Genomic DNA, 19,601 nt, shown 5'->3' with positions numbered 1-19,601 from the left:
AATGGTGGAAAAAATAGCCTAAATAGGCTAATTCGATGTGTTTGCGGGAAAAAAATCGGCCCAGATCCGCGAAATTTTAATCAGCGAGTCAGCTTGGGAAGAAATGACCTGCTTATTCGCACCTTCCCTAGCAATAAATCTATCCAGCTAAAAAATCCGGACCAGCAACCTTATATTGTTCAGGTTCAGGTCGACGATGGCAGTGAAAAGAAACCAGCTGATGAAGAAGATAGCAACTTCCTGCTGACGCCCAATATATTTCGCATGGAGCCGGGCAGCGCGCAAACGGTTCTTCTAAAGTATATTGGCAATAGTCTACCGCAAAATAAAGAATCAATTTTTTATATGAATTTCACCCAACTTCCGGCGACAAAATCGGAAAAAAGTGGGAGTAATCAGCTCGTTTTAGCCATCACCAATCGGGTTAAAATTTTTTATCGCCCTCAGGGAATAGAAGGAACCCCGGGAGAGACGGCGAAGAAAATGACCTTTTCGCTTAGCGGCAAAAAAATAAAAGTCACTAATTCTGCTGGGTACTTTGCCGTTGTCCGTCGCGCCAGTTTAGTGATTAACGGTCGCGAAATTAAGCTAGCTGATAGGCAAATGGTCGCGCCGCAATCATCCGCAGAGTGGTTACCCTCAGCCCCGGTGTCCGGCCTCAAGGGCGCACGTCTGCGGTTAGTTTTGGTCAATGATTACGGCATAGATGTCATCAACGAGCGCACCTTATAGAACGCAATAATAAAAATGATACCGTACCGATTCGGAGGCGGAGTAGCGTGAAATACACTCTTGTTTTATGTTCTGTAATAGCATCAATCTCCGGATCGTACGCAGCGGATAGCACTCCGGAAAATGCATTGTCCGACTCATCTGCGGCCGATGATTATATTTTCGAGCCTGAATTATTTCGCGGTGGAAGATTCAGCCAGTCGGCTCTCGCACAGCTGGTGAAGAAAAATAGCATCGCTCCGGGGAAATACAGAGTCGATGTCTCTGTAAATAGCCACTTTGTCGATAATATTGAAGTTGAATTCATCAAACTCAATGACGATTCGGTTTCTCCTTGCTTACCTGAGACCTTTTTCAAAAGTGCGGGTATTAAACTTACGCCGCCAACCGCCGCCAATTCATCATCAGCCCCCCGCTGCTATTTTTTAAAGCAGGTAGTAAAAGGCGGTAGCGTGGATATGAACGTTGCGCAGCTACGTCTTAATCTCAGCGTTCCCCAGACAGAAATGGACAGAGCGCCTCGCGGGTACGTTGACCCGGAAGAGCTGGATTCGGGGACTTCAGTCGGTTTCGTAAACTATATCAGCAACTATTATCATGTTTCCTATTCCGGAAAGAATAGCGGCAATCAGGACTCGGCCTGGGCTTCGCTAAGTGGCGGGATCAATCTTGGAAAATGGCAGTATCGGCAGTTATCCAATTTAAACTGGAGCCGCGATGGCGGTAGTACCTGGAAAAATATCCGTAGCTACCTGCAGAGACCTCTACCCGAATATGGCAGCCAACTCACGGCGGGCGAGCTGGTCACGGCAGGTCGTTTCTTTTCCGGCCTGAACTACCGCGGCTTCAGCCTTGCTACGGATGACCGGATGCTGCCTGATTCTCAACGCGGCTACGCTCCTGTTATTCGTGGCGTTGCCGTCACTAACGCCAAAGTATCCGTCCGTCAAAATGGTCAGGAAATCTACCAGACAACGGTCGCTCCGGGAGCGTTTGAAATTACAGACCTCTATCCGACGAGCTATAGCGGCGATCTCGACGTTGAGGTGAGCGAAGCGGACGGATCGGTCAGCCGCTTCAGCGTCCCCTTCTCCGCCGTACCGGAATCGATGAGGGCGGGCATATCCCGCTACAACTTCGAGCTGGGGAAAACCCGCGATACCGGCGAGGAATCGCTATTCGGCGACATAACCTGGCAGCGAGGCCTCAGTAACGCCATCACTATGAACAGCGGTTTGCGCATCGCAGACTCCTACCAGGCAATCATGTTCGGCGGCGTTTACGGTAGCTGGCTGGGGGCCCTGGGCATGGACCTCACCTGGTCGCATGCAAAGGTGCCCGATAGCGGCTATACCGAAGGCTGGATGACGCACCTTTCCTGGAGCAAAACGTTTCAGGAGACGGATACGACGGTCTCCCTTGCCGGATACCGCTATTCGACCAGCGGCTATCGCGACCTTAGCGATGTGCTCAGCCTGCGCGATAGCACACATTATGGCGATAGCTGGCAATCGTCCACCTACAGCCAGCGTTCCCGATTCGATATTTCATTGAGCCAAAGCATTGGCCAGCTTGGCAGCCTGTATTTGTCGGGTTCGACGCAGGATTACCGTGATGGCCGCAATCGAGATACGCAGTTACAGTTTGGCTATAGCAACAGTTTTCACGGCATCAGCACCAACCTGTCCGTCGGCCGTCAGCGTATGGGCAGCTATGGCGATAACGGTAGCATGCAAACCATCACCTCGCTCTCATTCTCAATACCGCTGGGCACCTCCAGCACGCGAGCGCCGACATTAAGCACCTCCTGGACTCATTCGACCGATGGCGGCGATCAGTATCAAAGTTCGCTGAACGGGGTGATTGATGAACAGCAAACGGCCAGCTATGGCCTGAATATCAGTCGCGATCAGCAGTACCGCAACACCGTCTTCAGCGGCAACCTGCAAAAACGGTTCTCGGATACCACCGTTGGTGTGAACGCTTCGAAAGGCGACGGGTACTGGCAGGCATCCGGCAGCGCCCAGGGCGCGCTGGCTATTCACTCCGGCGGCCTCACTTTCGGCCCGTATCTGGGCGACACTTTTGCCCTCGTTGAAGCGAAAGGCGCGGCGGGAGCGAAAGTGCTTAACGCTCAACAAGTGACGATTGATAACCAGGGTTATGCGCTGGTCCCTTCGTTGACGCCATATCGCTACAACCGGGTCACGCTGGATCCGCAAAATATGGACGGTAGCGCCGAGCTGGTGGATAGCGAAAAACGTGTTGCCCCTCTGGCAGGCTCCGTCAGCAAAGTGGTTTTTCGCACCCGTAGCGGTACAGCCTTGTTAATTAAAGCCCGATTAGCCAGCGGCGAATCATTGCCGCCGGGTTCGGATGTCCTGGATGAGGGCGGCAACGTCATCGGTATGGCGGGCCAGGGAGGACAAATATACGTGCGTAGCGAAAAAAGCCAGGGGCACTTTGTCGTCCGTTGGGGAGATAAGTCAGAAGAACGCTGCACGCTGCCTTTTGATATTTCTGGCGCGCAGCCAGAGCTGCCGATGGTCAGATTATCCTCAGTCTGTTCACGTTAATGGAGCCGAAGTAGAAATGAAAAATATCATTAAGCTGGGTATCACTCTGATGCTACTCCTGGCTGCCGCGCCAGGCTGGAGCCGATGCACCAAAACCAGCGCGCCACAAACGGAAGATGGGCGAACGGCAATCATTCCATTTGGAAAAATTAACCTCACTGATGAATATTTTATGCCGGTGGGATCATTACTGGCCAGCATCGTCGTTCCTCCCACTAACTATACCTATGGCGGAGCAACAGCCTCTACGGTGCTCTGGGAGTGTGATGAGGCAGATCTTTCCGGTATTTACTTCCTGGTGGCGACCAACGGTGACGATCGGGTTGGCGGTTACTATGATATTGGCGGTCCCGACGGGCTAAGCGATGTCTATGCGACGTGGTTCGCCTACGTTGGCATCCGTCAGACAATGGGCGGCGTCACCTTAACCCGCTACTGGAAGAAATTACCGCTCTCCAGCTGGAATACCACTTCTAATGGTAAGATCCAAATTCGTCTGCAGGATATACCGCCGCTGCAGGCCGAGTTGTATCGGGTCAGCACGCTGCCGGGCAAATCCGCCAGTTCCGCCTATTGTGGCAACAACAATGATAATGGTAGAGGTATTGCCTTTGGTAAAGCCGTAGGAGCGATTTATACCTGTACGCAGCCGAACAGCTATATTCAGCTTGCTGGCGACGCCTCAGTCTCTTTTTCCTTTAGTCATGACAAAGTAGGTGAGGACAGCGCATCAAAATTTGATTTCTGGGGCGCAGATAATGGATTTGGTTACGGCATGCGTACGGGCAGCGCCATTTACAGCGTTCCCACGTGCGTCGCCCGTAGCGCCACGCCCATCGTGATGCTGCCGACAATTTCGGTCCCGGAACTGGAAGCGGGAATGAAAGCCACCTCCTCCTTTTCAGTACAAGTTGAATGCAGTGATACCGTTCAGTCCGGCATTGGCGACACCCAAACAGCGATGGGTTTCCAGGTTTCTGAAGGTGCATACAGCGCAGCGCAGTCTCTCGGGCTGGTTAACGGCAGCGGCGGCGTCAGCGCGCTGGTATCCGACAACTACTTTTCCGCAGATATGGCTAAGGGCGTAGGCATTACGCTTGCCCATAGCAACAAGCCTGGCGAAGAGCTTATTTTTGTTGGCCAGCCCGGTTTTTCCAGCTTAACGCCGGGAGGCAATAATGCGGGGTGGTACCCGGTCATGCAGGGCGCAACCCAGGCCGGAAGCATTAAAAGCGGTTATACCTATTACACTTACTCACTCATTGCCAGCCTGAAAAAGCTAAACGGGCAAAGCATCACGCCGGGTAAAGTCTACGCTACAGCTTATGTACTGGTGAAAATGCAATGATGAAGAGCGCCCTTATCTGCTTGCTGGGCATGCTTTCTGCCGCGCCGCTTTATGCCGGGATCATGCCTGCCGCCACCAGGATGGTCTATACGGAAGGACAGCGCGAAAAAACGCTGATGCTGGCAAATACCAATGCCTATCCGGTGATTATTCAAAGCTGGATCGACGATGGTGCGGGCCATCCTGATTTTGAACAGGCGCCGTTTGTCATCCTCCCCGCCGTTTTCCGTCTGGAACCCGGAGAGCGGCAGGGGCTGCGCATTATATATAACCAGGATCCCTTGCCGACGGATCGTGAGTCGGTGTTCTGGATTAATCTCTATGAGATCCCTCCGCTGGAGGGAAAAAAGTCGCAGGATGCTCGCCTGACGCTGGCAATGAATACCCAGTTAAAACTCTTCTGGCGGCCGAAGGCCCTTGCAACTTCGCTTGAAGAGTCAATAGCAAAGCTGAACTTTAGGCTGCGGCAGGAAAATGGCGGTTGGGGAATAGAATGTGATAATCCTTCTCCTCTCAACGTTTCATTTACCTCTATTACTCTGTTAAACGGAGGTCAGGAAAAAGGGGTCAAAGCGCAGATGGATATGATGACAAAAGCCTATAGCCGTCGCATCTATCCGTTGGAGGCATTCGCTAACCCACCCACAGGCCAAAAAATCCGCTTTCGTTATTTAAATGATGACGGCGCTTCTGTTGAACACACCGTCTTACTTAAGCCCTAACTGAAAAGTCGCGGGAAAATATCTGTGAGGCAATTAAAGCCGTACCGCTCGCAGCGGTTCACCCGGCAGCGCCGCGCTAACCGGGTGGCTGGATATTAGTTATTCAGCGCGCCGTTAATCAGGATAGACGTAATAATCCCGGTGGCGGCGGCAATCAGCACATAGTTGCCGTCAATATACGACCAGTGCTGCCCGCGCGGTGGTGCCGGTAATCCGCGATCGTTCCAGTCGTTAATCCGATAATCATTACCGCGGAAACGTTCCGGAGCCGGCTGACCTTTGCGGAAATCGTGCCCGTTCCACGCAAAGTGATCCTGCTCATGACGCGCCTGAGGTCGACTATCATGCGCCTGGCCCCCGCGCCCTTTATCGCCGCGATCCGGGCCACGGTTATCACCGTTCCCCTGATGATTATTGCCCTGATGGTTGTTGGCCTGCGCCCCCTGCTGGCGGTTGCCGTCCGGGCCGCCGCGGCCGGCGTCTTGCTGCCAGACCTGCTGCTGACCGTGGCTGTTGCCGCCAGGGCCATCCGCCCATGAGGCTGAAGTAAAAGCACACGATAAAATAATTGCCAGTGAAAGAATCTTTTTCATAATACACCTCCTGATATATTTCCTTTGTACCGGGAAAATGTGGAGGAATAGTGAGTAACACTATAACCAGGACAATTCCTGGCTAATGTCCTTCATCGTTTAAGTTGTTTTTTGTCGGCTGCATTCATTCACCTTTGTTACAGCGTTACCCGCGCGCATGGGAAAAGATGAACTGGCCGCCTTAATGCTGCCCGGAATCCAGGGGGTAGAGCCGTATAACGTATTAATCAATATTATCCCGGTGCTGAATTAAATGCCCTGAATAACAAAAAAGGCCGCTTTCGCGACCTTTTTTAGCAAATAGTCAGTGATTATTCAGTGACTTTTGTTTTCAGCTCTTCGGCACCCTGCTTGGTTTTATCCCAGCCTTCTTTGCTGACCTCTTTGGTCTTATTCCAGCCTTTTTCGGTGCCTTCTTTAGTGGCGTTCCAGCCTTTCTCAGTCCCTTCTTTGGTTTTGTTCCAGGTTTTCTGCGCGCCTTCGCTGACTTCACTGCCTACGCTATCGCTTTTGCCTTCTGCCGCATGTTTGGCTTTCAGCTGCTGCTCTTCACCCTGGTGCTGGGCCTCGTGCAGTTTTTCCTTCGCGGTGTTCGCCCCTTCGTGGGCCGCCGCGACGGTATCATCGGTTGCGTGTGTCGTTGCAGCAAAAACAGGAGCTGCTACCAGAATCGCAGATAACGCAATCATTGCTTTTTTCATATTGTCCTCTCTCTAACGAACTTAATGTTATGAGTCGCATTCAGCATGGCACAAGATTCTGCCGTCTGGCTTTAGGGATTGTTCTTAAAACTATTTTAAGACTTTTCGATCCGTTTTTTACCTGCCGGATCCAGGTGCCGGCTGCTCAGCCAGCATTCCTTTCATGGGCGACGTAGCGTAACCGTCCGGGCTGACGCTCGATGCCGCTATGCAGACGGCGGCGATCGGCATGACCCTCCGCGCGGCCAAATCACCGCGGTTTTGCAAGGCCGCTCACGTTTTTATACCCGGAATCGCACTTTTCCGCCTTCAACGTTCCCCTCACTCTGTCGCTATGCTTTAATGTGCTAAACCGGTTTAATTAAGTTTAGCTATGGAGAATTTTCAGCATGAATGCAAAAGTTTGGGTTCTGGGCGACGCGGTGGTGGACCTGCTGCCGGAGAGCGAAGGCCGCCTGCTGCAGTGCCCCGGCGGCGCGCCGGCTAACGTAGCGGTAGGCGTCGCCCGCCTTGGCGGAAACAGCGGGTTTATCGGACGCGTCGGCAACGATCCGTTTGGCCGCTTTATGCGTCATACCCTGCAACAGGAGCAGGTCGACGTCAGCCATATGCACCTCGACGGCCAGCACCGTACCTCCACCGTGGTAGTCGACCTTGACGATCAGGGGGAACGCACCTTTACCTTTATGGTGCGCCCCAGCGCGGACCTGTTCCTCACCGAAGAAGACCTGCCGCCGTTTGCCGCCGGGCAGTGGCTGCACGTCTGCTCTATTGCGCTCAGCGCCGAGCCCAGCCGCAGTACCACCTTCGCGGCAATGGAGCGCATTAAATATGCCGGCGGTCGGGTCAGCTTTGACCCCAATATCCGCCCGGATCTCTGGCAGGATCAGGAACTGCTGCACGCCTGCCTCGATCGCGCTTTGCGGATGGCCAACGTGGTGAAGCTATCGGAAGAGGAGCTGGTATTCATCAGCGGCAGTGATGATTTAGCGCATGGAATCGCCAGCCTAACCGAGCGCTATCAGCCGGAATTGCTGCTGGTGACCCAGGGTAAGGCGGGCGTGCTTGCCGCCTTCCAGCAGCAGTTTACCCATTTCAGCGCCAGGCCCGTTGTCAGCGTGGACACCACCGGCGCGGGAGACGCATTTGTCGCCGGACTGCTCGCCAGCCTTGCCGCCAACGGGATGCCGACGGATATCGCCGCGCTGGAACCGACCCTCACGCTGGCGCAAACCTGCGGCGCCCTGGCGACAACGGCGAAAGGCGCGATGACCGCCCTGCCTTATCAGCGCGATCTTAATCGCCAGTTTTAATCGTTAAAGCCGCCCTGCGCGGCTCACTTTGTTGCATCCATCACATTTATTAAACCGGTTTAGCAAATTCATTTTAAAAATGTTAAAGGTCGGGCTTAACATAGCGCCTAAACCGGTTTAGCAAAAAACACTACTTTTCATTTTACTTTTGGGATGCGACCAGCATGTATAGAAAAAGCACACTTGCGGTTCTTATCGCTTTGCTAACCGGCGCCGCCTCAGCCCACGCGCAAACGGACCTCAGCACCATTGAAGCCCGGCTCATCGCGCTGGAAAAGCGCCTGCAGGAAGCGGAAAACAGGGCGCAAACGGCGGAAAACCGCGCCGAGTCGGCGGAGAAAAAAGTCCAGCAACTCACCGCGCAGCAGCAAAAAAACCAGGACACGACTCAGGAAGTGGCTCAGCGTACCGCCAAACTTGAGAAAAAGGCCGATGAGAAAAGCGGCTTTGAGTTTCACGGCTACGCCCGCTCCGGCGTAATAATGAATGATTCCGGCGCCAGCACCAAATCCGGAGCCTACATGACGCCAGCGGGGGAAACCGGCGGAGCAATCGGCCGTCTGGGAAACCAGGCCGATACCTATGTTGAAATGAACCTTGAACATAAGCAGACCCTGGATAACGGGGCCACCACCCGCTTCAAAGTGATGGTCGCCGACGGGCAAACCACTTATAACGACTGGACGGCAAGCACCAGCGATCTGAACGTTCGTCAGGCCTTTGTCGAACTGGGTAACCTGCCTACGTTCGCCGGGCCGTTTAAAGGCTCCACCCTGTGGGCCGGGAAACGTTTTGACCGCGACAACTTTGATATTCACTGGATCGACTCTGACGTCGTGTTTCTCGCCGGTACCGGCGGCGGTATCTACGACGTGAAGTGGAACGACAACCTGCGCAGTAATTTCTCCCTTTACGGGCGTAACTTCGGCGACATCGATGATTCCAGCAACAGCGTGCAGAACTATATCCTCACCATGAACCACTTCGCCGGTCCGCTGCAGATGATGGTCAGCGGTCTGCGGGCGAAAGATAACGACGAGCGTAAAGATACCAACGGCAATCTGGTGAAAGGCGATGCGGCAAATACCGGCGTACACGCGCTGCTCGGCCTGCATAACGACAGTTTCTACGGCCTGCGCGACGGTAGCAGCAAAACCGCCCTGCTCTACGGTCACGGCCTGGGCGCAGAGGTTAAAGGTATCGGCTCTGACGGCGCCCTTCGTTCGGGGGCCGACACATGGCGCATTGCCAGCTACGGTACCACGCCGATCGGCAAAAACTGGTCTATCGCCCCGGCGATCCTGGCGCAAAGCAGCAAAGACCGCTATGTCGATGGCGATAGCTACCAGTGGGCAACATTCAACATGCGCCTGATCCAGGAGATCAATCAGAACTTCGCCCTCGCCTACGAAGGCAGCTACCAGTATATGGATCTCAAACCCGAAGGTTATAACGATCGTCATGCGGTGAACGGTAGCTTCTACAAGCTCACCTTCGCTCCAACCTTTAAGGTCGGCAGCATCGGTGATTTCTTCAGTCGTCCGGAGATTCGTTTCTACACCTCCTGGATGGACTGGAGCAAAAAACTGAATAATTACGCCAGCGATGACGCGCTGGGCAGCAACGGTTTTAACTCGGGCGGCGAATGGTCGTTCGGTATGCAGATGGAAACCTGGTTCTGACGGTTACATCAGACGACAGGAACCGCCGGGGCGGCAAAACGCCTTCGTCGCCCCGGACACAATAACGACGCAGAAACTGCGCCCCCGTGAACACGGGACGACAACACGAAAATGTTTACGCATTCAGAGGGTACTATGGATTTTGAACAGATTTCCCGCTCGCTGCTTCCGCTTCTGGGAGGCAAGGAAAATATCGCCAGCGCCGCGCACTGCGCCACGCGTCTGCGCCTGGTGCTGGTTGATGACGCGCTGGCTGACCAGCAGGCCATCGGCAAAATTGAAGGGGTTAAGGGCTGCTTTCGTAATGCCGGGCAGATGCAGATTATTTTCGGCACCGGGGTGGTGAATAAAGTCTATGCCGCTTTTATTCAGGCGGCAGGTATTAGCGAGTCCAGTAAATCGGAAGCCGCCGACATCGCGGCGAAAAAGCTTAACCCGTTCCAGCGCATCGCCCGCCTGCTGTCAAACATCTTCGTGCCGATTATCCCGGCCATCGTCGCCTCCGGTCTGCTGATGGGCCTGCTGGGAATGGTCAAAACCTACGGCTGGGTTGACCCAGGCAACGCCATCTACATCATGCTGGATATGTGCAGCTCGGCGGCGTTTATCATTCTACCGATTCTGATTGGCTTTACCGCCGCCCGCGAATTCGGCGGTAACCCCTATCTCGGCGCAACGCTCGGCGGCATTCTGACCCACCCGGCGCTGACGAACGCCTGGGGAGTCGCCGCCGGTTTCCATACCATGAACTTCTTCGGCCTCGAAATCGCCATGATCGGCTATCAGGGTACGGTGTTCCCGGTGCTGCTGGCGGTCTGGTTTATGAGCATCGTTGAAAAGCAGCTGCGCCGCGCGATCCCCGATGCCCTGGACCTGATACTGACGCCGTTCCTGACGGTGATTATTTCCGGCTTTATCGCCCTGCTGATTATCGGCCCGGCCGGTCGCGCGCTCGGCGACGGTATTTCGTTTGTCCTCAGCACCCTGATTAGCCACGCCGGCTGGCTCGCCGGTCTGCTGTTTGGCGGTCTCTATTCGGTTATCGTCATTACCGGTATTCACCACAGCTTCCACGCCATCGAAGCCGGACTCCTCGGCAATCCCTCCATCGGCGTCAACTTCCTGCTGCCGATTTGGGCGATGGCTAACGTCGCTCAGGGTGGCGCCTGCCTGGCGGTGTGGTTCAAAACCAAAGACGCAAAAATTAAAGCCATCACGCTGCCCTCAGCGTTTTCCGCCATGCTGGGCATCACCGAGGCGGCGATTTTTGGTATCAACCTGCGCTTTGTGAAGCCGTTTATCGCGGCGCTGATCGGCGGCGCGGCGGGCGGCGCGTGGGTGGTATCCATGCACGTCTACATGACCGCGGTAGGCCTGACGGCGATCCCCGGCATGGCCATCGTGCAGGCCAGCTCGCTGCTGAACTACATTATCGGAATGGTTATCGCCTTTGGCGTCGCCTTTACGGTTTCCCTGGTGCTGAAATACAAAACGGACGCTGAATAATGTCACTTCCATCACGGCTGCCTGCGATTTTGCAGGCCGTTATGCAGGGCCAGCCGGGCGCGCTGGCCGATAGTCACTATCCGCGCTGGCACCATGCGCCAGTTACCGGGCTGATGAACGACCCCAACGGCTTTGTCGAATTTGCCGGACGCTATCACCTGTTTTATCAGTGGAACCCGCTCGCCTGCGATCATAAATTTAAGTGCTGGGGGCACTGGAGCTCCGCCGATTTGCTGCACTGGCAGCATGAGCCGATTGCGCTGATGCCGGACGAAGAGTATGACCGTAACGGCTGCTACTCCGGCAGCGCGGTGGATAACAACGGTACGCTCACCCTGTGCTATACCGGCAACGTGAAGTTTGCCGATGGCGGCCGAACCGCCTGGCAGTGCCTGGCAACGGAAAACGCCGACGGCACCTTCCGCAAAATTGGCCCGGTCCTGCCCCTGCCGGAGGGCTACACCGGCCACGTGCGCGACCCGAAAGTCTGGCGGCACGAAGGACGCTGGTACATGGTACTGGGCGCGCAGGATCGGCAAAAGCGCGGCAAGGTGCTGCTGTTCAGCTCCGCAGACCTCCATCAGTGGACGAGTGAGGGCGAAATCGCCGGCTACGGCCTCAATGGCCTCGACGACGCCGGCTATATGTGGGAGTGCCCGGATCTGTTTCCGCTCGGCGACCAGCATATTCTGATCTGCTGCCCGCAGGGGATGGCTCGCGAAGAAGAGCGCTTCCTCAATACCTATCCGGCGGTATGGATGGCCGGTGGTTTCGACTACGACCGCGCCGCTTTCAGCCACCGCGAGCTGCACGAACTGGACGCCGGGTTTGAGTTTTATGCCCCGCAAACCATGCACACCCGCGATGGCCGCCGTCTGCTGGTCGGCTGGATGGGCGTGCCGGACGGCGAAGAGATGCTTCAGCCGACTCTTGCCAACGGCTGGATCCATCAGATGACCTGCCTGCGTGAGCTGGAGTTGATCGACGGTCAGCTCTACCAGCGTCCGCTGCGCGAGCTGACCGCCTTGCGCGGCGAAGCGCACGGCTGGCCGGGGAACGCCCTGCCGCTGGCGCCGATGGAAATCGCCCTGCAAACCGCCCGGAACGATACGTTAAGCCTCGATTTCGGCGGCGCGTTGACCCTTGAGCGCGATACCCGCGGGATTCGCCTGGCGCGACGCAGCCTCGCCGGCGACGAGATGCACTATCGTTACTGGCGCGGCGAGGTCCGTTCGCTGCGGATTTTCATCGACCGGTCGAGCGTGGAGATTTTCATCAACGACGGCGAGGGGGTGATGAGCAGCCGCTGCTTCCCGGCTTATCCGGCGCAGCTGATTTTCTCCGGCAGCGCGCCGGACGCATTCTGCTACTGGCCGCTGCGAACATGCATGGTAGAATAAGCGTTTTGCTTTCAGGCTCATGGCGTCGTAATGAAAACCAAACGCGTAACCATTAAAGATATCGCCGAACTGGCGGGCGTTTCCAAAGCGACCGCCAGCCTGGTGCTGAACGGGCGTGGCAAGGAGCTGCGCGTGGCGCAGGAAACGCGCGAGCGCGTGCTGGCGATTGCCCGCGAGCAGCACTATCAGCCGAGCATCCACGCCCGCTCGCTGCGCGACAACCGTAGCCACACCATCGGTCTGGTGGTGCCGGAAATCACCAACTACGGCTTTGCGGTCTTTTCCCATGAGCTGGAGATGCTGTGCCGCGAAGCGGGCGTCCAGCTGCTGATCTCCTGTACCGATGAAAACCCCGGTCAGGAGAGCATGGTGGTCAATAACATGATTGCCCGCCAGGTTGACGGTCTGATCGTCGCCTCCTGTATGCACAACGATGCCGACTACCTTAAGCTCAGCGAACAGCTGCCGGTGGTGCTGTTTGACCGCTGTCCTAATGAAAGCGCGCTGCCGCTGGTGATGACCGATTCGATTACCCCAACGACGGAGCTGATTTCCCGCATCGCGCCTCAGCATAGCGATGAGTTCTGGTTTTTAGGCGGCCAGCCGCGTCTGTCGCCCTCCCGCGATCGTCTGGCCGGGTTTACGCAGGGTCTGGCCCAGGCGGGTATTGAATTGCGCCCGGAGTGGGTGATCAACGGCAACTACCATCCCAGCTCCGGCTATGAGATGTTCGCCGCCCTCTGCGCGCGCCTGGGAAGGCCGCCTAAGGCGCTATTTACCGCCGCCTGCGGGCTGCTGGAAGGGGTACTGCGCTATATGAGCCAGCACCATTTACTCGACTCCGACATCCACCTGGCGAGCTTTGACGATCACTATCTCTACGATTCGCTGTCGCTGCGTATTGATACCGTACAGCAGGATAACCGCCAGCTGGCCTGGCACTGCTACGATTTAATCAGTCAGCTGATCGAGGGCAACACGCCTGAACCGCTACAGCGCTACCTGCCGGCGACGCTGCAGTTTCGGCATCGGTGATACTACGGAGGTTTAAAAGGTTATCGAAACGCGTTAACGGACTATTTGTCTTGCCGCGTTGAAAATGCAGTGGCACCGGACGCGTTAAAGCCACGACTTACGTAGCCTCAAAATCTCTTCTGGCGCGCCTTCAAATATGAAAGGATTAAAAAACATCCTTCCCCAGAAGAGTTTTCTGTCCACTTCACTTAACCCCACCTCATCACCGAGGGCTTTCCAGTTCATATGGACCGTATCAAGATAATGGGCAATAAGCTCAATGGCTTCACGTCTGCTCAGTAAAAAACGGTCGGCAGCCGACAGGCAAACCGCAAGGTTACTCATCCGATTTTCGCCTACGATCAGCATAGCCTGCGTGGCTTCATTGCCGGCTCTCCCTTGAGGACAAATGTCATATGCAGGCGTCAGGCTAAGCCTTTTACCATCCCAAAATGCCGCATGGTTTCTGGCATGATCGTCGGTATTACCACAAATAATGTTAAAAACAAGTCGCCCAAACAGCTCCCGCAGCGTCTCTTTAGGGGCACTAAAACGCTGACGTATAATGTCCGCCAAATCTTCATAGCTCGCATATCTTGCCATCATTTCATCAAGACCAAAGATAGTCAGCGCTGACACCATCAGGCGGCGTTGCCAACCGGTCTTGCTTTGGACGCGATCAAAACGCTCGATAAGCAAAACATCTTTACCAGCAGTATGGCGAAAGAGAACAGGCGCAACATTCAACCCAACGCAGCCTGCCAGGCGCATGGCGATATATTCGCCTTTAACAACATTATAGGTATCTGTTGAAGAAGAAAATTTAGCGATAAATTTACGATTCCCAAATTCGATCATCGCTTTTGGTCGTGCTCCACCGAGTGAAGTGCCGTGAAATAACGCCTGTTCAAGATCGACGGTTAACGGTATACCGTTTTCCACCATCGACGCTGCCTGCATAAGCTCTTCAAGCGATGCTCCTCGGGCCGCGCGTGGAACATACTCCGTCGCAGAGCGCTGAAAATCAAGCCCACCAATCCGATCGGAACCGGACTCAAGTAAGTAGGTCATTTCATCCAGGGTGTTGGGATCGGTATCTCTGCCTTGTGCGCCCATCAGTCGGTTCAGAATAACTCGCCGCCCCCAGGCATCAGGAGCGCCATCGCGTAACGCGCCAGCCATTTGCAAACCAGGGGCAGGTACAATTGCGCCTCTGACTAAAGGAAGCTCCGGCACATAAACCGCTATCGCCTCTTTCCGCTCCAGATAACTGCGGCCGTAGTTGAAAATAAACCGACCGTTGTCTCTGCTTAACACTCCGGCGACAACGGGTTCTGTTGCTCCAGGCAGCCAGATCCAGACATACACTTGCTCAAGGCTATTCTCAGAAGTCATCATTTATCACCTTCCTTGAGTGATGAACCGCACGCGGCATTAATGACAGCGTTTTCTCTGCATTAGCAATATGTAACGCCAGAGCAGAACGCTCTGGCGTAAACAGCGGCACGCCCACTATTGTCGCCAGTTCAAATACCGCGCCAATCGCACATCCCATATCGCCTTCCTCAGCACGATAAACCAGCCCACGCGACACGCCAGCACGTTCTGCCAGCTCCTCGATAGTGAGTCTGGATTCTATGCGTGCGGTACGGATCATCATTCCCAGCAACCGTGCTGCGTCGCGACTGTAACGAGAGTAGGTTCGGGTCGACGGCTTTGCCATAATGCTTCTCATGCCTTATTAATAGAACGTAGTTAGCGATTATAACCCGTTTATAGAACACTACAAATGAGCCAACTCAGTCATTCCAAAGAGCTCATGTCCCATAAAAAAAACAGAAATGGCTATTACGCCCCATTAATAGAACAAAATCACACATCCAGCCCCGCGATCCGCACCAGATGAACGGTGAGCCACAGCAGCTCGTTGCCGCCGAGGGTGATATCGAGCTGGGCTTTGACGTAGTCGCGGATCAGCAGCGCGCAGCGGTAAGCGTCCGGATACGCCTTAATCACCTGCACCAGCAGAAAGCTGTCCCGCGCGCCGTCCAGCTCCCCCTCCTGTAAACGCTGGAGGAAAAACTGCATATGGACCAGAAAGCGCGAGTAGTTTATCGATTCGGTGTCTATCTGCTGCTTAAAGTGGTACTGCACGAGATTAAAAATATCCTTCAGCATTTTCACCGACTGCATGGTCTGCGCTACGTCGTCGCCCTCGCTCTGGCCGTTAACCAGATGAAAGGCGATATTCCCGGCTTCCTCCTCCGGCAGTTCAATCCCGTACTGCTGGCGAATAATCGTCACCGCCTCACTGGCGACGCGGAACTGCTGCGGATAAAAGCGCCTGACTTCCGGCAGCAGGCGGTTCTGAATAGCGATCCCTTTGCGGCTGCGCTCGATGGCGAAAGTCAGATGGTCGGCGAGGGTAAAGAAAATCTGCTCGCGGACTTTGCTGGCGAGCTGCATATTGGCGCGGGAAATAATCATTGCGGCCATCTCAATGACCTCATCCGGAATGGCGGAGAGCGCCTCAAGATAGCCGCTGCGCGCGCCGAGCGCCTGGGTTACGAATAGCTTCTCTATCTTCTCCGGGGCGATTGCATCGCCGGGCCTGCTATTGAAACCAATGCCTTTCCCCATGACGATAACTTCCCTGTTATCGTCGTCCATCGAGAGCACGAGGCTATTATTGAGCACCTTCTGAACAATCATCTCTGCGACTCGTCGTGGTTGCCGTTTTGCGCGATGACATCCTTATACCACCAGAAGCTGCGTTTGCGGATCCTTTGCAGGCGCTTCAGGTCATCCTCGCCGCGATCGACATAAATAAAACCGTAGCGCTTGGCGTATCCCTGATGGGTGCTGACCACGTCAATCGCCGCCCACGGACAGTAGCCCATCAGCTCGACGCCGTCGGCAATCGCCAGCCGCATCTGTGCGATATGCGCGTCGAGGAAAGCGATGCGATAGTCGTCATTCACCGTCCCGTCAGGCTCCAGCTTGTCCGGCGCGCCCATCCCGTTTTCGCTAATCAGAATCGGCAGACCATAGCGCTCGCACACTTTACGCAGCGTCAGACGCAGCCCAACCGGATCGACCACCCAGCCGTAGGGGGTTTTGCCGACCCATGGATTTTCCGCCGGACGATAAACCCCCTCTTCGCCCAGCATAATTTGCTGATCGCCCGCGCGGGGCGCAACGTCCCCGCCGTCGCCCCGGCTGGCGGCAATGGTGGCGGTCGAGTAGTAATTAATGGCGATAAAGTCCGGCCTCCCCTGCTGCAAAATCAGCGCATCCTCCGGCTGCAGTTCCGGCGCGAGGCCGCGATCCTGCATATAGGCCCACGCCAGGGCGTTGTAGCGCCCATGCACCGCAACATCCAGAAAGCTCCAGCAACGCAGCGTCTCCCAGTTATGCGCGGCGATGGCGTCCTCCGGCTTACAGCTTTCGGCGTACATCGACGTGGTGTTTATCGCCGGGCCGATGCGCAGCCCGGGGAACTCACGGTGGCACAGGGCGAAGATCTGCGCCTGGGCCAGCATCATATGATGATTCTGCTGGTACAGCGCCTTCTTATCCGGCAGTTCACGATCGGCGGGCACGCCAATCGCGCCGGGATGCAGAATCATGGTGTTCTGTTCGTTGATGGTCAGCCAGAGCGGAACTTTGGCGGCAAATTCGCTGAACAGCAGCCTGGCATAGCGCACGAATGCCTCCCCGGTTTTGCGGTTCAGCCAGCCGCCTTTTAGCTCCAGCGCCCACGGCAGGTCGAAGTGGTAGAGTGTCACGATGGGGGTGATCCCGTGGCGCGTCAGGGCGTCGATCAGGCGGTGATAAAAGGCCAGCCCATCCTGATTCACCGGGCCATCGCCGTCAGGTATCACCCGCGACCAGGCCACCGAAAAACGGTAGGCCTTCAGCCCCATCTGCGCCATCAGCGCGACGTCCTCCTCCACGCGATGATAGTGGTCGCTGGCGATGCGGAAGTCCGCCGTTCCCGGCGGATGGCTAAGCATGTCGACTACCGACGGTCCTTTACCGTCTTCATTCCACGCGCCCTCAACCTGATAGGCTGAGGTGGACGCGCCCCACAGAAAACCGTCCGGGAACCGGGCCTGCTGTTGATAAATCATGGCTGCGCCTCCTTAACGGATTGCACCATCAGCGTCTCGCCGTAATCCACCCGGGCGGCGTCGGTAAAGCGCAGAGCGTACTGCCCATCGCCGTTGACCACAATGACTGGCGTAATCAGGTCGTATCCGGCCTGTTCGATGGCGGGAATATCAAAGCGGATCAGCACCTGCCGCGCCTCCACCCTATCCCCCACCTTCAGCGATGAGCTAAAGTGCTGGCCGTTAAGATTAACGGTATCAATACCGATATGGATCAGCAGCTCAACCCCGCTGTCGCTCTGCAGGCCAACGGCGTGGCAGGAGGGCAGGAACATCATCACCGTGCCGCTAAACGGCGCGCGCAGTACTCCCTCTTCGGGACGAATCGCCAGCCCCTCGCCCAACAGACCGCCGGAAAAGACGTCGTCATTCACTTCACTGAGCGCCACCACCTGACCGCGCAGCGGGCTTAATACCTCCGTCTCCCCCTCGCTTTTAGCGCTCGCCGCAGGCTGCGGCGCCTCGTCCACCGCTTCTTGTTCCTCAGGAACATCTTTGAAGGCGAGAAACCAGGTCAGGGTAAAGGTCACCACGATCGAAATCGCGCAGGTCACCAGCGCATGAACGATGTTCATCGGGTTTTCACCGATAAACGCCGGCAGCGCCGCGAGGCCTGGCGAGACAAACGCGTAGCGCACCAGCCCGCTCACCCCGGCATAGACCCCGGCGCAGCCGCCGCCGATCATCGCGGCAATCAGCACGCGGCGGAACTTGAGCAGCACCCCGTACAGCGCCGGTTCGGTGATCCCCAGCAGTGCGGTAAATCCCGACGAGGAGGCCAGCTGGCGCAGGTTGCTATTTTTGGTTTTCAGCGCCACGCACAGCGTCGCCGCTCCCATCGCCACGTTTGAGGCCAGCATCCCCGGGCCGTTAATCATCTCGTAACCGCTTTTACTCAGCTGACCGGTGGCGATCGGCGTCATCGCCCAGGCGGTGCCGGTAATGATCAGGAAGGGCTGCAGGGTGCCCATCAGCATCGGGATTAACCAGCTGGCGTGGCGGTCGATAGCGCCCGCCCCCGCAGCCACCAGGTCGTTAAGCAAAATGCCCGCCGGGCCGACCACCACCAGCGCCAGCGGCGCGGTAATCAGCAGAATCAGCATCGGCTTAACGAAAAACTTGATAATCGATGGCGACACTTTTTCGGCGAAGCGCTCCACCCACGACATCAGCCACACGGTCAGAATAATCGGCAGCACCGAACCGGCGTAATCGGAAAGCAGGACGTTGATGCCGACAAAATCCACCGCTTTACCGGCCGCCAGCATCTGGCCGATGCCCGGATGCAGCAGCACGCCCGCGAGGGTCATCGCCAGAATCGGGTTGCATTCAAACTTCAGCGATGCGCCGTAGGCCAGCAGCACCGGCAGGAAGAAGAAGGCGGCGTCGGCAATAATATTCAGCAGCTGATACGTCGAGCTGGTTTCGCTAATCACCCCGGTGAGCTTGAGAATGGCCAGCAGCGCTTTAATCATCCCCGCGCCGGTAATCGCCGGGATCACCGGGGTAAAGGTGGTCGAAATAACGCTGATAATCCGGGCGACGATGCCGGCCGGCTTCGCGTTTTTATCGCCGCCTGCCGGGCCTTTTTTCTCCGGCAGCGCCTTATTGAGCAGGCGATAAACCTGCTGCACCTCATTGCCGATAACTATCTGGAACTGGCCGCCCTTCTCCACTACGCTGATCACGCCGGGGAGGGCGCCAATCTGCGCATCGTTAACCTTTGCGCGGTCGTTGAACTCCATGCGCAGCCGGGTCGCGCAATGGGTGAGCATACGGATGTTCTCCGCACCGCCCACCGCGTGGAGGATTTTGTCTGCTGTTTCGTTATAGTTCATAGTG

General features: G+C 56.0%; 16 protein-coding genes. 9 read left to right on the top strand and 7 right to left on the bottom strand.

The genetic code is table 11. From position 1 onward, the window contains the following. Positions 1-30: 30 nt before the first annotated feature. The 4 genes from K2184_RS14820 to K2184_RS14805 are packed head-to-tail and all read left to right on the top strand — an operon-like array spanning position 31 to position 5,378. The gene (locus K2184_RS14820; RefSeq protein ID WP_439237760.1) at positions 31-732 is read left to right on the top strand and encodes a fimbrial biogenesis chaperone; all 702 of its coding nucleotides are present in this window, start codon (positions 31-33) and stop codon (positions 730-732) included. A gap of 47 nt (positions 733-779) precedes the next feature. After that, positions 780-3,308, top strand: a complete 2,529-nt coding sequence (locus K2184_RS14815) for a fimbria/pilus outer membrane usher protein (protein WP_024273878.1) — start codon at positions 780-782, stop codon at positions 3,306-3,308. A gap of 16 nt (positions 3,309-3,324) precedes the next feature. Continuing rightward, a complete protein-coding gene (locus K2184_RS14810; RefSeq protein ID WP_163524659.1) occupies positions 3,325-4,656 on the top strand; it encodes a fimbrial protein in 1,332 nt (443 codons plus the stop codon). Then, the gene (locus K2184_RS14805; protein ID WP_023329395.1) at positions 4,653-5,378 is read left to right on the top strand and encodes a fimbrial biogenesis chaperone; all 726 of its coding nucleotides are present in this window, start codon (positions 4,653-4,655) and stop codon (positions 5,376-5,378) included. Before K2184_RS14810 ends, K2184_RS14805 begins: the two co-directional genes overlap by 4 nt. Positions 5,379-5,473: 95 nt before the next feature. Here the strand turns inward: K2184_RS14805 and K2184_RS14800 are convergent, their stop codons facing one another. Then, positions 5,474-5,971 (bottom strand): RcnB family protein, encoded by a 498-nt coding sequence (locus K2184_RS14800; protein WP_004111119.1) that lies wholly within the window; start codon positions 5,969-5,971, stop codon positions 5,474-5,476. 311 nt (positions 5,972-6,282) lie between these two features. Further along, the gene (locus tag K2184_RS14795; RefSeq protein ID WP_004099916.1) at positions 6,283-6,672 is read right to left on the bottom strand and encodes a hypothetical protein; all 390 of its coding nucleotides are present in this window, start codon (positions 6,670-6,672) and stop codon (positions 6,283-6,285) included. 389 nt (positions 6,673-7,061) lie between these two features. Between K2184_RS14795 and K2184_RS14790 the strand changes: the two genes are divergently transcribed. The 5 genes from K2184_RS14790 (at position 7,062) to K2184_RS14770 (ending at position 13,608) form a co-directional block, all read left to right on the top strand. Then, on the top strand, positions 7,062-7,985 hold the full coding sequence (locus K2184_RS14790) for an aminoimidazole riboside kinase (protein WP_163524657.1): 924 nt from the start codon (positions 7,062-7,064) through the stop codon (positions 7,983-7,985). Positions 7,986-8,149: 164 nt separating this feature from the next. Then, positions 8,150-9,667 carry a carbohydrate porin gene (locus tag K2184_RS14785; protein ID WP_047720206.1) on the top strand — a complete coding sequence of 506 codons (1,518 nt, stop codon included), beginning with the start codon at positions 8,150-8,152 and terminating at the stop codon, positions 9,665-9,667. Positions 9,668-9,802: 135 nt separating this feature from the next. Further along, a complete protein-coding gene (locus K2184_RS14780) occupies positions 9,803-11,173 on the top strand; it encodes a sucrose-specific PTS transporter subunit IIBC (protein ID WP_004111111.1) in 1,371 nt (456 codons plus the stop codon). Continuing rightward, entirely contained in the window at positions 11,173-12,573 is a 1,401-nt protein-coding gene (locus K2184_RS14775; protein WP_049127318.1) for a sucrose-6-phosphate hydrolase, read from the top strand. The genes K2184_RS14780 and K2184_RS14775 overlap by 1 nt, the downstream gene beginning before the upstream one ends. A gap of 30 nt (positions 12,574-12,603) precedes the next feature. Next, on the top strand, positions 12,604-13,608 hold the full coding sequence (locus K2184_RS14770) for a LacI family DNA-binding transcriptional regulator (protein WP_004099902.1): 1,005 nt from the start codon (positions 12,604-12,606) through the stop codon (positions 13,606-13,608). A gap of 84 nt (positions 13,609-13,692) precedes the next feature. Here K2184_RS14770 and K2184_RS14765 read toward each other — a convergent pair whose 3' ends face one another. From K2184_RS14765 to K2184_RS14745, 5 genes are all read right to left on the bottom strand, one after another. Continuing rightward, a complete protein-coding gene (locus K2184_RS14765) occupies positions 13,693-14,982 on the bottom strand; it encodes a type II toxin-antitoxin system HipA family toxin (RefSeq protein ID WP_032726132.1) in 1,290 nt (429 codons plus the stop codon). Continuing rightward, complete coding sequence (locus K2184_RS14760; protein WP_023320494.1) at positions 14,972-15,310, bottom strand: helix-turn-helix domain-containing protein; 339 nt, start codon at positions 15,308-15,310, stop codon at positions 14,972-14,974. The genes K2184_RS14765 and K2184_RS14760 overlap by 11 nt, the downstream gene beginning before the upstream one ends. 149 nt (positions 15,311-15,459) lie before the next feature. Further along, positions 15,460-16,299 (bottom strand): BglG family transcription antiterminator LicT, encoded by an 840-nt coding sequence (licT, locus tag K2184_RS14755; RefSeq protein ID WP_023320493.1) that lies wholly within the window; start codon positions 16,297-16,299, stop codon positions 15,460-15,462. Continuing rightward, positions 16,296-17,720: a glycoside hydrolase family 1 protein gene (locus K2184_RS14750; protein ID WP_024273874.1), complete on the bottom strand. Its 1,425-nt coding sequence runs from the start codon at positions 17,718-17,720 to the stop codon at positions 16,296-16,298. Before K2184_RS14750 ends, licT begins: the two co-directional genes overlap by 4 nt. Next, a complete protein-coding gene (locus K2184_RS14745) occupies positions 17,717-19,597 on the bottom strand; it encodes a beta-glucoside-specific PTS transporter subunit IIABC (RefSeq protein ID WP_024273873.1) in 1,881 nt (626 codons plus the stop codon). The genes K2184_RS14750 and K2184_RS14745 overlap by 4 nt, the downstream gene beginning before the upstream one ends. Positions 19,598-19,601 lie beyond the last annotated feature (4 nt).

Source organism: Klebsiella sp. K5-306 (genome assembly GCF_051835185.1).
Taxonomy (GTDB): Bacteria; Pseudomonadota; Gammaproteobacteria; order Enterobacterales; family Enterobacteriaceae; genus Klebsiella; species Klebsiella oxytoca.
Note: the sequence above shows the minus strand (reverse complement) of the source record. Positions and strands in the feature narration are given on the sequence as shown.